Source organism: Hymenobacter rigui, from assembly GCF_003944715.1.
Classification (GTDB): domain Bacteria; phylum Bacteroidota; class Bacteroidia; order Cytophagales; family Hymenobacteraceae; genus Hymenobacter; species Hymenobacter rigui.
The window spans coordinates 615,039-629,416 of the sequence record NZ_RWIT01000002.1; the positions used below are offsets into that span (position 1 = coordinate 615,039).

Genomic DNA, 14,378 nt, shown 5'->3' on the forward strand with positions numbered 1-14,378 from the left:
GGGCTTGGAGAACTCAGGATATATGACAACTGAAGTGCCTGCTTATTTATAAGCAAAAGCCCGGCTGCCGTAACAACCGGGCTTTTTCAGTAATAGTGGCTGTGTATTGGGTACAGCTATTGAATCACAATCTGCTGCTGGGCCACACCAGCTTCGGTGCGCAGCTCCAGGGTGTAGAGGCCGGCCTTTTCCTTGCTTAGATCCAGCGTGGTACGCTGCGTGGCAACGGCCGTAGGGTTGAGCGACTGGTTATACACCTGCCGGCCTACGGCATCAAACACGCGTACCTGGGCACCGGCTTTCAGACCCGACGCCAGCTCCACCTCAAACGCACCGGTGGCGCTAGGGTTGGGGTACACGGAAAGGCCTTTCAGCGCTTGGGCACCCTTGCTGGCGGTAATGGTACCGGTATACTTGTACACCCCACCAGCACCGAGGTTGTCGGTCTGAGCACCGGAATAGCCTACGGTGCGGCTGATGAAGTCAACCGACGAGGAATAACGGCCCCGGTCAATATCAATCCAGGTTTGGCCACCGTTGGTGCTGTACGAGGAGCCGTAGTCGGCGGCGGTAGAAACCGTAGGTACCGAGGATCCCACACTTACGTACGTGGACGTACCGGGCACAGCATCAATATCGAAATGGTTGAAGTTGCCGGTGTACGAGCGGGTCTGCCAGGTGGCACCACCGTTGGTGGTATAAATCAGGTCACTGCCCTGGAACGCCAGACCGTTGTTCTGGTCCACGAAGGCAATGCGGCTGATACCGCCATTCAGCGGCGTAGTGGGCGATGCCATCCAGGTCAGGCCGCGGTCTGTGGATTTCAGGATGCGGGATGGCAGACCGGAGTTTGGGTCGTTGGGGTCCTGCAGGTGGGTGGTACCGGCCCAGATGGTGTTGCCCAGGGCGAAGTACGAGCCTACCAGCCCGTACTCGTTGGCATCGAGCGGCGCGGGCAGGTTGGATTGGGGCACGCGCGTCCAGGTAGTACCGCCATTGCTGGTGGTATATACCTCGAAGTAGCCGCCTACCGGGTCGCCCAGCGTTACTCCATTGGAGGCATCGAAGAAGTATACCCAGTTGGCAAAACCAGCGGTGCGCGGAAACTGCGTGGAGGTGGTTACTTTGGTCCAGGTGTTGCCACCATTGGAGGTTTTCACGATTTCGCCCCCACCTTGCGCGCCGTACTGGGCCACAAACGCCGTGTTGGCATCCAGGGCATGAATACCGGCGGCCGAGTAGTTGGCCGTACCGTTAATGGAGTTGAAAGTCCAGGTAGCACCGCCGTCCGTGGTTTTGGAAAACGTATTGATGGAAGAGCCCTGCGTGGCTTCCTGCAGCAGCTGCCACACTACTGTGGCGCTGACGGTCTGAATCTGGCGGGAGAAGTAGCTGGGCGGCGTTTGGGGGTTGGCAGCAGTATTCTGCAACACCCATTGAGCGTTGGCATGGGCGGCAGCCAGTCCTAGTAATCCCAGAGAAAGTAAAGCTTTTTTCATGCGAAGCGGAAAGGTTGAAGAATTCTAAGAAATGACTATGACAGCAAAAGAACGCAAATATTGAAATGTTTGCATTCTTAAAATCCAATATATGCTATTTTAAGCATAAAAGCCGGCTTTTTCTCAAAAGACCGGCCTTATAACAGTTAAACACAATCCGGCAGCTGCGCTAACAGTTCTGGTTTCCGGCTAAGGTGGATTGCGGTTAGTTTTGAAAGTGTTTTTCCAGAATAGTCTGCATTTTCTCGGCCGTGAGTGGTTTCGAAACGAACCCCGATACGGCGTGCAGCTGCTCAACCCGCTGCACGTCGCGTGGGTGCAGGGAAGTTGTCAGCATCACAATCACAATAGCTTTCTGCTCGGCCAGCGGGAGCTGCTGGTATTCTTCCAGAAACTGGATGCCATTCATGCCCGGCATATTAACATCCAGCAGAATAAGCATGGGGCACGTGGGCTTGCGGGGCTGACAGTTTTGAGTCAGCAGAGTAAGCGCTTCCTGGCCGTCCTGAGCAGTTATGATATGATCTGTAACGGCCATTTTGCGCAGCAGAAGCTGGTTCAGGAAGTTTGTCGTCTGATCATCGTCAACCAGCAGAACGCAGGAAATAGGAGCCATTGAAGCGGAAAGAAAGCGGGACTTGTACCACCGGTTTTCCAGCGGGCACTTGGCCTATACGCAACTTAGCGCCGGAAGTATGCGGAAAACGTGGAGCCGACGCCCGGAACGCTTGCCACCATAAGCTTTCCGCCCATATTCTCCACTACTTTCTTGACCATATACAGGCCAATCCCGGACCCCTCAATACCGGGATGAAAGCGGCGGAACATGGTGAACAGTTCCTGCTGCTGCCGCGCCTCCAGGCCCAGGCCATTATCCTGCACCGACAGCACACTGAAACCAGGCTCCTGGTAGCAGCGCACCTGTACCTGCACCGGCCGCTCGGAGGAGCGGTATTTCAGGGCGTTGCTGAGCAGGTTGTACACTACGGAACGGAGGTTTTTGGCCGCGAAGGAAATACTAGGGCAGGCCGTTACATCTATCGAAATGTGCGCGCCGGCCTCCTCAATGAGCGGACGCAGATCCAGCTGCACATCCTGCAGCATGGCGGCCAGGTTTACCTGCGTTACGGGCTGGTCGTACTCTTTCTGGAGCTTCGTCACGTCGCTCAGGTGTTCCAGGGTGCGCTGGAAGCGAGTCACCGACTCCCGCATCATCGAAAGCAGCGGCTGAATCTCGGGCATCAGCGGGTTTCCGGCCGGAATCTGGTTCTGGAGCAGATTCACCAGCCCTTCGATGTTGGTAATGGGCGCTTTTAAGTCGTGCGAGGCCGTGTAGATGAAATTATCGAGGTCGACGTTGGTGCGGCGCAGCTGCTCGTTACTGGCCTGCAGCTCCGTATTCAGGTTTTCGGCTTGGTCGCGGGCGATGCGGAGCTTGCTGGTGAGCCGTTGCAGGGCCTGCTCCGCCTGTTTCTGCTCGTGAATATCGAATACGGTGCCCACGTAGCCTTCAAACCGTCCCTGGTGGCCGAAGCGCGGAAAGCCGGTAGCCAGCCCCCACCGGTAGCGCCCATCGTGGCGGCGCAGTCGGTAGAGCAAACTAAAGGGTGCAAATCGGGCGGAGGCATCTAGGAAAGTGGTACGCGCCGCCCCGGCATCCTCCGGGTGCACTGCATCGAGCCACCCCCGGCCCAGGCCCTCGGCTTCGGTCTGGCCCGTGTACTCATACCACTGCTGGTTGATGTAGATGCAGCTGCCGCTGGCTTCAGTTAGCCAGATCATGGCCGGCACGTTATCGGCCATCATGCGCAGGTACTGCTCGCTTTTCTCCACTACCCGCCGGGCATGCACCTGGTCGGTTACTTCGTAGGCAAACACCAGCACGCCATCCACGAGGCCTTCGGAATTACGCCGGGCCTGGTAAGTGAAGGTGAAGTAGAGCTCCTCCAGCGGCCCGTTGGCATAGCGGGCCAAATGCAGCGGCAGTTCCTGGAATACCACCGTTTCGCCGGTGTGGTACACCTGCGTCAGGCTGTCGATGATAGTGGTATCAGTCAGCTCGGGCAGGGCCTCCAGCACCGGTTTGCCCAACAGCTCTCGGCCCGGAAAAATGCGCTGATACGCAGGATTCACGAGCTGGAACGTCCAGTCGGGCCCATCGAGGATGGCAATGGGAGCCGGGGCTTCCATGAACAGGGTTTCCAGCAAGCGGCCCTGCCACTCGGCTTCCCGCTGGGCCTCTACCTGCGCGGTAATATCATTCACCAGCGTGTAAATGCCGCGTACTTCGCCGTCCTGCACATCCGGCACATAGCTGGTGTGAATGTATTTGGTGAAGCCTTCCCGGTAAGGCATACGAGCGTCAAAATCAAGCCGTTCTCCAGCCAGAGCCCGCCGCAGGTACTCAGCCACACTCGGATAGGCCTGTTCGCCAATAACTTCCCGTACGGTCCGGCCCAGCGTATCTTCCGGCGCACGGTTAAACCAGGCCTCGTACCCGTGGTTGACAAACCGGTACCGCTCTTCTTTATCCAGGTAGCTGATCAGTACGGGCAGGGCGTCGGTGATGAGCTGCAGCCGCCGGGCAGTGGCTTCGCTGGTTTGCCGAGCCCGCACCTGCTCACTGATATCGGTGGCAACTACGGCAATAGCGCTGATCTGGCCCTGGGCGTCGCGCAGCGGATGATACACGAAGTTGACGTATACCGTGAGCAGCTGCCCTTGGTGCTGTAGCTGCAGGGGCATTTCCTGGGCTGTGAATGGCTGCCCTGTACGCATTACCTCATCCATCAGCTGTTCTACTCCCTGGTCCCGGAACTCCGGCACAACCTCCAGGAGCGGTTTGCCGAGTACCTGGGCCTGGGTGCGCCCCCAGATAGTCTGCAGCCCGGGGTTGCAGACTTCCACGATGTACTCGGGACCAGCAAATACCCCGATGGCAACCGGAGCCTGTTCAAACACCCGCTGCAGCTGCTGTTGCTGGGCCTCACGCTGCTGCCGCGCCACTACCCGCTCAGTTACATTGGTGGCAAATACCGATATGCCGGCGGGCTGCCCGGCCTCCTGAAACTGCTGGTATGTGAAGTCGAAATACGTAGGCTGAGCGGCGGCACCGTTGGCCTGCTCAATTACCAGCAGCCGCTCGTAGCCGAAGTAGGTTTCACCGGTATGGTACACAGCATCAAGCAACGCCAGAAACCCGTGCGCTATGGCTTCGGGCTGCAATTCGGCAATGGTGCGGCCCTTCTGCAGACGCTCCGGAAACAGGGCCTGGTACGCCGGATTGAAATAATCCAGCCGGTGTTCCGGGCCCCGCAAAATGCAGATGGCCGCCGGGGTCTGCTCAAAAATCTGGTAGAAGGTGTCACGCTGAGAAGCCAGTTGCTGCACCGATGCGGCTACTTCCCGCTGGGCGGCTTCGGCGCGCTGGCGGGCAAGCACTTTTTCGGTGGTATCCAGTACAAAGGCCAGAATGCCCTGGATATCACCCTGGGGGCTGCGCAGCGGCTGATACACCAAATCAATGTAGCGCTGCTCTGGCTCACCGGAGTCCGGATTCAGCAGGATAAGCGGCGTTTCAGTACCTACGAATGCCTGGCCGGTGGCATATACGTTATCCAGCAACCTAGTAAATCCCTGCGCCGCTACTTCCGGCAGTGCCTCCGCTACCGTCAGACCCAGCCGGGCCCGGTTACCAGTCAGCTGCTGGTAGCGGGCGTTGAAGAAGGAGTACCGATGCTCCGGGCCTTCCAGCGTAGCTACCGAGGCCGGCACCTGGCCTAGTATCTGGAGCAGCTGCTGCTCGTGAAGCTGCACCTGTTGCCGCTGGCGCTCAGTTTCCTCCAGTGAATCGGCCAGCAGACGGGTACGCTCCAGCACCCGCGCTTCCAGCTCCTGGTTGAGTTGCTGCTGCTGCAGATGCGCCTGCTGCAGTTCCAGCGTGTACGACTGGGCTACCTGACCGGCATATTGCAGTTCCCGGTTGGCGGCGGCCAGATCCTCGTTCAGCTGGCTGGTGCGGGCCTCCTGCTGCACTACCTGCTGGCGGGCCAGTACCTGGGGCGTCACGTCGTAGGCAAACACAAAAATGCCTTCCACGGTATTGTCCTGGTTGCGGCGGGCCTGATAAATAAAGTTGTAGTACCGCTTCTCCAGTTCATGCCGGCCTTCGTTCTCGTGGTCCAGCTGTACCAGCATCTCCTGCGCGGCAAAGGTTTCACCCGTCTGGTACACCCGGTCAAGCAGCTCGAAGATGGGCTGCCCCACCAGCTCGGGCATAGCCTCGGCAATGGGCCGACCTATAATATGCCGGTTACCCACCAAGGCCTGGTAGGACGGATTCACGAACTGGAAGATGTGCGAAGGTCCTTCAAACAGGCAGATCATGGCGGGAGCCTGCTGAAACACCTGAAACAGCTGCTGCTGCAGTGGCTCGTTGGTAATCCTTGCTTCCTGCTGTTTGGCGTCGGCGGGTTGCTGCGGCATGCTCTGCGCCAGCTGTGGGGTCGCACTAAAGCTAGCCACCAGCAGCCCGCCACTGCGCCGCATGGCTACCTCAATGGCTAGGGGGCCGGAAGCAGCTACCTGTTCCGAATAATACACTTCTGCCTTCCCTTTGGCCCAGACTGTCTGACAAACTGCCTGAAAGGCCACCTGCGTCAGCATTCCGGTGCTCCCCTCCGGCGGATGGGCCGGCAGTTGCAGCAGCTGTTGGGCCGCCGGGTTCAGATACTGCCATGCAAAATGAGTTGCTTCTTCCTGAGGCTGCTCCCCCACCGGCCGCAGCAGCGCAATGGCCGTGGCAGACACCTCCAGTATGGTCAGCAGCACTTCCTGAGAGGAAATGGAGGATAATTCGGCCGGAACAGCAAATGGCATAGCAACGGATACAAGGCGAGGTGGCTTCCGGTTGCCGGAGGCCTATTTCTTGGCTGTCAACTGGTGTGAGGCAGCTGTCAGTTGGGTGATGGAGCAAACTGTAACTCCTCCAAAGCGCAGTCCGGCAGATGTGTACAGGATTTTAAACTGCTGGTGTGCCCATTTTAGTGAAGCAGCCCGCACTCATGCCCAGGACCAAGGTACCAAAGTTGCGGGAGCCGGTGCAATGTCAGTGCGTTCGGGAAGCCCGCAAGCTTCACTACCGGTAATACTGCAGTTTATTTGAGAAAGCAGAAACCCGAGACATAGTATCAGCACCAATTGGGCGGTTAGCTGCACTGGTACCACCCGCTTTTTCAGCTGGCACTTCCTCATAAGTCATCCTACTTCGGAACCTTCCTCATACCCTCGCAGGCGATGGAACCTATCATTCTAATAGCTTGGCCGGTTTCAATGCGCCCCGGGATATTCTGTTTCTGGAAAAGCCGTAGTGACATCGGCCACATGGGATGGGCGGTAATTTATGGCATTGCGAGGCCGTGTGGCCCTAGAAGCCAAGGTCCGAATTGGTGTGTCAGATGTCTGTTGCGGTTCCTGGCAACCAACACCATATTGCCTCTCAATCGAATTTGTAATCCGAATACACTTCGTGAGTAGATAAGCAGGCGGCATCTCGGCCAACAGAAAAAGCCACTCAGCAATTCAGCTAAGTGGCTTATTATCAGCGTGGCCCCGATTGGATTCGAACCAATGACCGGCTGCTTAGAAGGCAGCTGCTCTATCCAGCTGAGCTACGGGGTCAGAAAGTGCAAAAGCCGTCCACCCAAGAGGTGGGCAAACGGCTTTTGAAATGGTGTCGGGGTGGCAGGATTCGAACCTGCGGCCTCCTGCTCCCAAAGCAGGCGCGATACCGGGCTACGCTACACCCCGAAAAAAAAATCTGAATTATGAATATTGTGCTATGAATAGCTGATTCATAGTTCAACATTCATAATTCAGAATTAGCAATGCGGAGAGGGGGGGATTCGAACCCCCGGAAAACTTTAGATCTTCGGCAGTTTAGCAAACTACTGGTTTAAGCCACTCACCCACCTCTCCAGGTGGTTACTTTCCGGCTGAAAGGTGTGCAAATATACAAGGAGAATGGAGAAACAAACCTTTTTCAAAAAAAATATCTTCCATCTTGCCGACGCAAACCGGACTGAACACCCGTGTATCAGGCTTGTTTTGCCACTTGTTTCGCACCTACTCACGCCGGTTGTATTTTGAACTATAAGGGGTTACCGCCATGCTGAACTGGGCGTACCAGCCGGGCTGGCCCGAGGGGCTAGCGGCGTTATTTTTTTTTCTTCTGTACCTCGGCTACGGCTTCCGGACGCGTCGTTTGGCGGCGCCGCTCGGGCAGCGGGGCTGGCGGCTGAGCTGGAAGCTGCTGCTACGGATGGCGTACTTCGGCCTGTTAGGGGTGGCGCTGCTGGGTCCGGCCTATGGCCTTACCCAAAACCCGGTGCGCACCGCCGGCAAGGATGTGTGGCTGCTAGTGGATCTTTCCCGGTCCATGAATGCGCCGGATGTGGCTCCCTCCCGGCTGCAGAAGGTGCAGGCTGAACTGGCTACGCTTATCACCCGGTTCCCGGCCGACCGGCTGGGCCTCATTGTGTTTGCCAGCGAAGCCTATGTGCAGTGCCCCCTCACCTACGATCAGGCGGCGCTGCAGCTTTTCGTGAGTACTCTGCAGACCTCCCTGGTACCGCCCGGCAGCACCGACCTGGCCCAGCCCCTGGAACTGGTGCTGACCCGGCTAACCTCTTCCACTACATCACCGGCGGCAGCGGCAGGCAGCACGCCGCCCCGGGCCACGGCAGTTGTACTGGTTACTGATGGGGAGGACTTTGGAGAAAATCTGGAGCCGACTGTGCGAATACTGGCCCGCTCGGGGGCGAAGGTGTTTACCGTTGGCGTGGGCACTACCGAAGGCAGCCGGATTCCGCAAACGGGTGGCCGCGGCTACCTGCGCGACCCCAAAGGCCGGGAAGCCGTTACCCGCCTGGTTGCGGCCCCGCTTCGGCAGCTTGCCGAGCAAACCGGCGGGCTGTATTTTGAGCTGACGGACCAGCGCAATGAGTTCCCGTTTTTGCTGAATGCCCTGAACCATGTGGAGGGGCAGGCGCAGCAGGTACGCACGGTGGCAGTGGCGGATAACCGGTACCGCTACCCCCTCCTGCTGGCCCTGAGCCTGATTGCGCTGGATATCCTCATAACGGTAAAAGTGATTCGACCGTGAGAAGTTTATTGATTGGCGGCGTGGTGCTACTGGGTACCTGGGGCGGCTTTACACGTATTCATGAGCGGAATGCGGCGGTGCAGCGCGGTACGCAGGCTTACCTCAGTAAGCACTACCCGGAGGCCGCCGCCGCCTACAAGCAAGCGGCACTCACGCTGCGGGCCACCAGTGAAGCCGTGTGGCTGAATCTGGCGCACGCCACGCTGCGGGCCGGGCAGCCCGCCGAAGCACGAGGCTACTACAACCGACTCAGTACCAGCAAGCAGGCCGCCACGCGCAGCATCGCCTTTCAGCAGCTCAGCTACATAGCAGCCCAAAAAGCGGATTACGCCCAGGCCCTCGGCCTGGCACGACAGGCCTTACTGGCTAACCCCGCCAATGCGGATGCCCGCTACAACTATGAGCTACTGCGCGAACTGCTCAACCAGCAGTCAGCTAGGCCGCAGCTGCCCCCACCGGGCACCGATGGTGGGCCTGGCAATGAAGGTGCAGAGAAGAAAACGCCGCAGCCACAGGCCGGCACCGATAAGCCCGGCCAGCTTAATGACCAGACCCGCGACCCACGTACTGCTCCTCAGGCCCGGCCAGATGCCCAAGGGCAACGCAACCCCGATGAGCCTTCAACTCAGCCCGGTGCTTCCGCCAACGGCAACATCCAGCCCGGAAGCGGCCAGAAGCAACAGGTAGCCCAGGGCAGCCAGCCCGGCGCGGTGCGCGGACTGAGCAACGAAGAAGGTGGCCCGGAAGCAGTTGGTGGCAACAGCCGGCGCGGCGGTACGGAGACGGCCTCCAACGCGGAAGCCAATCTGCAGACCCAGCGGGCCCGCCTGCAGCAAATGAACCTGAGCCCCGGCCAGGCCCGCCAATTGCTGGAAGCCCTGCACGCCACCGAGCAGCAGTATCTGCAGCAGCTCCCGCGCAAAGCCACCAAACCAGCCGACAGGACCAGGCCGGGGTGGTAAGGCAGCAACGCAGAAATACGGCAAGGCCATGTCATAGTCGGCAACTCTCGCGGGCATTTATTACTGCATCCCAAACCTTCCTACCTTTAGCACCCGAATTCAACCATTCCCACCCAACCCCATCATGCAAATCAAAGAAGTAGTAATTGTAGCCGCTGTGCGTACCCCCATCGGGTCTTTCGGGGGCAGCCTGTCGTCGTTGTCGGCCGTTGAGCTGGGCGCCATTGCTCTGAAAGGCGCACTGGATAAAGCCGGCGTAGACGGCAAAGAGGTGGAGCAGGTGATTATGGGCAACGTAATTTCGGCTAACCTGGGCCAGGCTCCGGCTCGTCAGGCAGCCAAGAAAGCCGGCCTGCCCGATACCGTGGAATGCACCACCGTGAACAAAGTATGCGCTTCGGGCACCAAAGCCATCATGTTCGGGGCGCAGGCCATCATGCTGGGCCAGGCCGATGTAGTGCTGGCCGGCGGCATGGAGAGCATGTCGAACGTGCCCTACTACCTCGATAAGGCCCGTTTCGGTGCCAAGTATGGCCACGGCCAGATGATTGACGGCCTGATGAAGGACGGCCTCTGGGACCCGTACCACGATTTCGCCATGGGCGTAGCCGCCGACCGCACTGCCACGCACTACGGCATCACCCGCGAGGAGCAGGACGCCTTTGCCCAGCAGAGCTACGAGCGGAGTGCCGCCGCCGCCCAGGCCGGCAAAAAGAAGGACGAAATTGTGCCCGTCACCATTTCGGTGCGCGGCAAGGAAACCGTCATCAGCGACGACGAGGAGTACACCAAGGCTGATTTCGCCAAGTTTGCCGGCCTCAAGCCCGCTTTCGGCAAGGAAGGCACCGTAACGGCCGCCAACGCCTCTACCCTCAACGATGGCGCGGCTGCCGTGCTGCTGATGAGCCGCGAGAAGGCCGAAGAGCTGGGCGTGAAGCCGCTGGCCCTCATCCGCGGTTTTGCGGATGCCGAGCAGGCACCCGAGTGGTTCACCACTACCCCTTCGCTGGCTATTCCGAAAGCGTTGAAAAACGCCGGGGTAGATGCTTCGGAGGTGGATTTCTACGAAATCAACGAGGCTTTCTCGGTGGTATCACTGGCCAACAACAAGCTGCTGAACCTGGAAGGCGACAAGGTGAACGTGTACGGCGGGGCCGTGAGCCTGGGCCACCCGCTGGGAGCCTCCGGCGCCCGCATCGTGACGACGCTGGTAAACGTGCTGCAGAATGAAGGCGGCAAAATTGGTGTTACCGGCATCTGCAACGGCGGCGGCGGAGCCAGCTCGCTGGTTGTTGAGAAGCTGTAAGGTTATTCATTGTAAGTTGTTAGTTGCTGGTTATCAGTTGTTAGTTAGCAATGCCTGATAACTGACAACCAACAACTGATCTACTACCACACAAAAGCCCTGCTGCATGTTTTGCGGCAGGGCTTTTGTGTGGCCGCTGTTACGCGTGGCGGGAAGAGCGGCAGGCAGCCGAACCGCCCGGCCGGAAATACTACTTGCTGAATTAGCCCGTTCTTGCACCTATGAAACGAATGATATTGGCCCTGCTGCTGCTCTCGGCGGCCTCGGCACAAGCTCAGAAGCTACGCCGCTTCACCACCTATTACGACTCCACGAATACGCAGCGGCGCGAAATCTACTCGGCGCTGGTGGGGGCCGATACGGTGATGCAGGGCACTTACAAACGGTTTTACCGCTCGGGCAGACTGGAGTCGCAAACCAGCTTCCGGGACGGGAAGCGCGACTCGGCCTACGTGGAGTTTCACCCCAACGGTGGCCACCGGCTGGAGGTAACCTACCAGGATGGCGTGCGGCAGGGCCCGTTCAAAACCTTCTACGACAACGGCAAGCTGGCCCAGGAAGGCACCTACGACAACGACCAGCCCACCGGCACGCTGCGCTATTACCACCCCAACGGCGAAATTAAGCTGGAAACCACGCTCAGCAACGGGCAGCCGGCCGGGGTTATCCGGGAGCTGTACCCTTCGGGCAAGCCGCGCGCGGAAATCACCTATCAGAATGGGCAGGCCAGTGGTCCGGTGAAAACCTACTACGAAAACGGCCAGCTTCAGAGTGAAGGCGTGTTCAGCAAAGGTCTGCTGGCCGGCCCCTACAAAACCTACTACGACAACGGCCAGGTGGAAACCGACGTGCAGGCCGATAAGAGCGGTAAAGGCAGCTACCGCAGCTACTACCGCTCGGGCAAGCTGCGCACCGAGGGCACTTACGCCCCCGCCACCCTGGTTGGTCGGGCCGTAAAAAACCCGCTGGCCGACGACCTCACCAAACAAGCCAAAAACCTGGCCGGCGGCACCAGCAACCTCGATGGCCCGGCCAAATCCTACTACGAAAGCGGAGCCGTGAAAAGTACCCAGGTGTACCGCCAGGGCGTGCTGATTGGCACGCAGCAGGATTTCTACGAGTCGGGCAAGGCGGAGCAGAAAATTGAGTACGCCAACCAGGGTCGGGACCGGAAAATCACGCAGTATCACGAGGATGGCACCGCCAAAGCTGAGCAGCAGTTCAAAAACGGCGTACCCACGGGCCAGTGGCGCACCTTCCACCCGGGCGGTAAGCAATTGGCTTCGCAGGAAACCTATGCCAACGGCAAGCTGGCGGGCGAGAAACTCACCTACTACCCTACCGGTACCGTCCAGAGCAAGCTGCTGTACGAAGTCGGCAAGCCCACCGGCCTCGGGCAGGAATTCTATCCTTCAGGTAAGCTCAACAAGGAAACCACGTACGTGAAGGGCCTGAAAACCGGCACCTACCGGGAGCTGCGCGAAGATGGTACGCTGGCCGTTAGCGGCTTCTTCCGCAACGGGAAGGAATCAGGTGTGTGGAGCACTTTCGGGCCCGATGGCAAAACCGTACTGGAAAAGAAAACCTACCGCAACGGCCAGATTGTCAAGGATGGAGACGCGCCGGCTGGGCGGCCCATACTGGCCAAGCCAACCAGCAAACCGCCCGTAAAACGGAAGTAGCACGATTTTAGCGGTTACGAAGCCGGTATCAGTCCATTGATGCCGGCTTCGTAACTTTCGGGCCTGCTGCTACTGCCATCATTTCACGTATTCTGCTATGCCAAAACCCCTACTTTTTGTTTGTGTATTGCTGGGTGTATTCTTTAGCTTAGGTCCGACGGGCGTGGCTCAGGTACCCGGTTTCGACTGGGTGACGCCCGGACAGCAGCCCGCTACCTTTGAGGCCCAGGGCCAGGCCACGCAGGCGGCTACCGATGCCGCCGGTAATACGTTCGTAACGGGCAGCTTTCAGGGTACGCTCACCCTCGGAGCCACTACCCTGACTTCAACCGGCGACTATGATGCGTTTGTGGCCAAGCTCCTGCCGGATGGCAGCTACGCCTGGGCCGTACAAGCCGGCGGGCGGGGTGCCGACTTCGGCACCGGCATTGCGCTGGATGCCAGTGGCAATGTACACGTGGCAGGCCGCTTCGAAAGTTACACGGCTACGTTCGGACAGCAGCAACTGCAAAACATCAGCTACGGGCCCAGCCTGTTTCTAGCCCGCCTCAGCCCCGATGGCAAGTTTCAACGGGTTCTATCCGCCGGCGGCCCCGATGATAACTACATCTATCCGCAGGCGCTGGCCCTGGATGCCGCCGGCAACGCCTACGTAACGGGCGGCCTGCGGGGCTACGGCGTGGCTTTCGGGCTGCACTCCGTCAACAGCTGGGGTGGCTACAATGCTTTCGTGGCGAAGCTGGACGCGGCCGGAGTATGGCAGTGGGCGCGGGTGGTAGGCGACTATCGGGCGTATGACTTTGGCAGTGCCATCAGCACCGATGCGGCCGGCAATGTATATGTAGCAGGCACCTTCAACGGGGAGGGTCCGCACTTCGACCAGCTTGCCCTGCCCGGCAGTGCAGGCACCCAGCTGTTTGTGGCCCGGCTGGATGGGCAATATGGCCGTTGGCAGTGGGCCGTGCGGGGCGGCGCGGGCGTATCGCGCTGCCAGGCAATTGCGGTGGATGCCACCGGCAACTGCTACCTGACCGGCAGCATTAGCGGCCAGCAGGCCACGTTGGGCCCGATTAACCTGCCTGCTGCCAACAATAGCACTGACATTCTGGTGGCAAAGCTCTCGGGGCAGGCCGTATGGCAGTGGGCCCGGCGGGTAAGTGGCACCGGCAATGATAATGGTCTGGCCCTGGCCCTGACCGACAACGGCAACATTACCATAACCGGAAATTTTGCCAGCTCGCAGCTGCAGTTTGGCTCCTTACCGGCCCTTAGCTCCCACGGCAAAACCGACCTGTTTGTGGCGCAGCTTGATCCGGAGGGTACCTGGCGCTGGGCGTTAGGCGGAGGCGGTTCCGGCGAGGAGTCCGGCTGGGGGCTCACTGCTGCTCCCGGCGGCGACGTGCGCCTGCTTGGTAGCTACGCCGGCCCTGGCTACACCTTAGGCACTACCGAATTACCGGCCGGGGGTAAATATTATGAGTATTTCTCTTCGCGCTTCTTCGTGGCCAACATTCACGATTTCGCTCGGAACTCGGCGGGCACATTCACTCTCTGGCCCAACCCCAGCCAGGGTACTGTGTGGGCTGCCGGCCTCCCGGACAATGCGCCGGTTCAGGTATTCGATGCCGTGGGCCGACTGGTGGTGCCTAACGCCCGGCCCGTGTATGAAGCAACCGGCCTCAGACTTCCAGCCTTGCCGGCCGGGGTATATTTTGTGCGCTGCGGCAAAGAAACGCGCCGGCTGGAGCTGCTGTAAACTAATCCGCT

At 59.3% G+C, this 14,378-nt stretch carries 8 protein-coding genes and 3 tRNA genes; 5 read left to right on the forward strand and 6 right to left on the reverse strand.

Translation table 11 applies throughout. From position 1 onward, the window contains the following. Nucleotides 1-116: 116 nt before the first annotated feature. The 6 genes from EI291_RS06815 to EI291_RS06840 all read right to left on the reverse strand — a co-directional run bounded on the left by EI291_RS06815 (nt 117) and on the right by EI291_RS06840 (nt 7,475). Nucleotides 117-1,499 (reverse strand): T9SS type A sorting domain-containing protein, encoded by a 1,383-nt coding sequence (locus EI291_RS06815; protein WP_125419050.1) that lies wholly within the window; start codon nt 1,497-1,499, stop codon nt 117-119. A 205-nt stretch (nt 1,500-1,704) separates the two neighbouring features. Next, nucleotides 1,705-2,115: a response regulator gene (locus EI291_RS06820; RefSeq protein ID WP_125419051.1), complete on the reverse strand. Its 411-nt coding sequence runs from the start codon at nt 2,113-2,115 to the stop codon at nt 1,705-1,707. Nucleotides 2,116-2,180: 65 nt separating this feature from the next. Next, nucleotides 2,181-6,377, reverse strand: a complete 4,197-nt coding sequence (locus EI291_RS06825; protein WP_125419052.1) for a PAS domain-containing protein — start codon at nt 6,375-6,377, stop codon at nt 2,181-2,183. 727 nt (nt 6,378-7,104) lie between these two features. Continuing rightward, nucleotides 7,105-7,178: transfer RNA gene (locus EI291_RS06830), tRNA-Arg, on the reverse strand. Between the two features lie 55 nt (nt 7,179-7,233). Further along, nucleotides 7,234-7,307, reverse strand: a tRNA-Pro gene (locus EI291_RS06835). An 80-nt stretch (nt 7,308-7,387) separates the two neighbouring features. After that, nucleotides 7,388-7,475: transfer RNA gene (locus EI291_RS06840), tRNA-Ser, on the reverse strand. A 190-nt stretch (nt 7,476-7,665) separates the two neighbouring features. Here EI291_RS06840 and EI291_RS06845 point away from each other — a divergent pair. The 5 genes from EI291_RS06845 (at nt 7,666) to EI291_RS06865 (ending at nt 14,367) form a co-directional block, all read left to right on the forward strand. After that, on the forward strand, nt 7,666-8,661 hold the full coding sequence (locus EI291_RS06845; RefSeq protein ID WP_125419053.1) for a VWA domain-containing protein: 996 nt from the start codon (nt 7,666-7,668) through the stop codon (nt 8,659-8,661). Then, a complete protein-coding gene (locus EI291_RS06850) occupies nt 8,658-9,623 on the forward strand; it encodes a tetratricopeptide repeat protein (protein ID WP_125419054.1) in 966 nt (321 codons plus the stop codon). Before EI291_RS06845 ends, EI291_RS06850 begins: the two co-directional genes overlap by 4 nt. 124 nt (nt 9,624-9,747) lie before the next feature. Beyond that, nucleotides 9,748-10,929 (forward strand): acetyl-CoA C-acyltransferase, encoded by a 1,182-nt coding sequence (locus tag EI291_RS06855; protein WP_205701568.1) that lies wholly within the window; start codon nt 9,748-9,750, stop codon nt 10,927-10,929. Between the two features lie 221 nt (nt 10,930-11,150). Then, nucleotides 11,151-12,611: a toxin-antitoxin system YwqK family antitoxin gene (locus tag EI291_RS06860; protein ID WP_125419055.1), complete on the forward strand. Its 1,461-nt coding sequence runs from the start codon at nt 11,151-11,153 to the stop codon at nt 12,609-12,611. Nucleotides 12,612-12,708: 97 nt separating this feature from the next. After that, on the forward strand, nt 12,709-14,367 hold the full coding sequence (locus tag EI291_RS06865; protein WP_125419056.1) for an SBBP repeat-containing protein: 1,659 nt from the start codon (nt 12,709-12,711) through the stop codon (nt 14,365-14,367). The last annotated feature ends 11 nt before the right edge of the window (nt 14,368-14,378 follow it).

Excerpts from the sequence above, each read along its gene's own strand:
- EI291_RS06855 (WP_205701568.1), top strand. The coding sequence starts at position 9,748 with ATGCAAATCAAAGAAGTAGTAATTGTAGCCGCTGTGCGTACCCCCATC.
- EI291_RS06825 (WP_125419052.1), bottom strand. The coding sequence starts at position 6,377 with ATGCCATTTGCTGTTCCGGCCGAATTATCCTCCATTTCCTCTCAGGAA.
- EI291_RS06820 (WP_125419051.1), bottom strand. The coding sequence starts at position 2,115 with ATGGCTCCTATTTCCTGCGTTCTGCTGGTTGACGATGATCAGACGACA.
- EI291_RS06865 (WP_125419056.1), top strand. The coding sequence starts at position 12,709 with ATGCCAAAACCCCTACTTTTTGTTTGTGTATTGCTGGGTGTATTCTTT.
- EI291_RS06860 (WP_125419055.1), top strand. The coding sequence starts at position 11,151 with ATGAAACGAATGATATTGGCCCTGCTGCTGCTCTCGGCGGCCTCGGCA.
- EI291_RS06845 (WP_125419053.1), top strand. The coding sequence starts at position 7,666 with ATGCTGAACTGGGCGTACCAGCCGGGCTGGCCCGAGGGGCTAGCGGCG.
- EI291_RS06815 (WP_125419050.1), bottom strand. The coding sequence starts at position 1,499 with ATGAAAAAAGCTTTACTTTCTCTGGGATTACTAGGACTGGCTGCCGCC.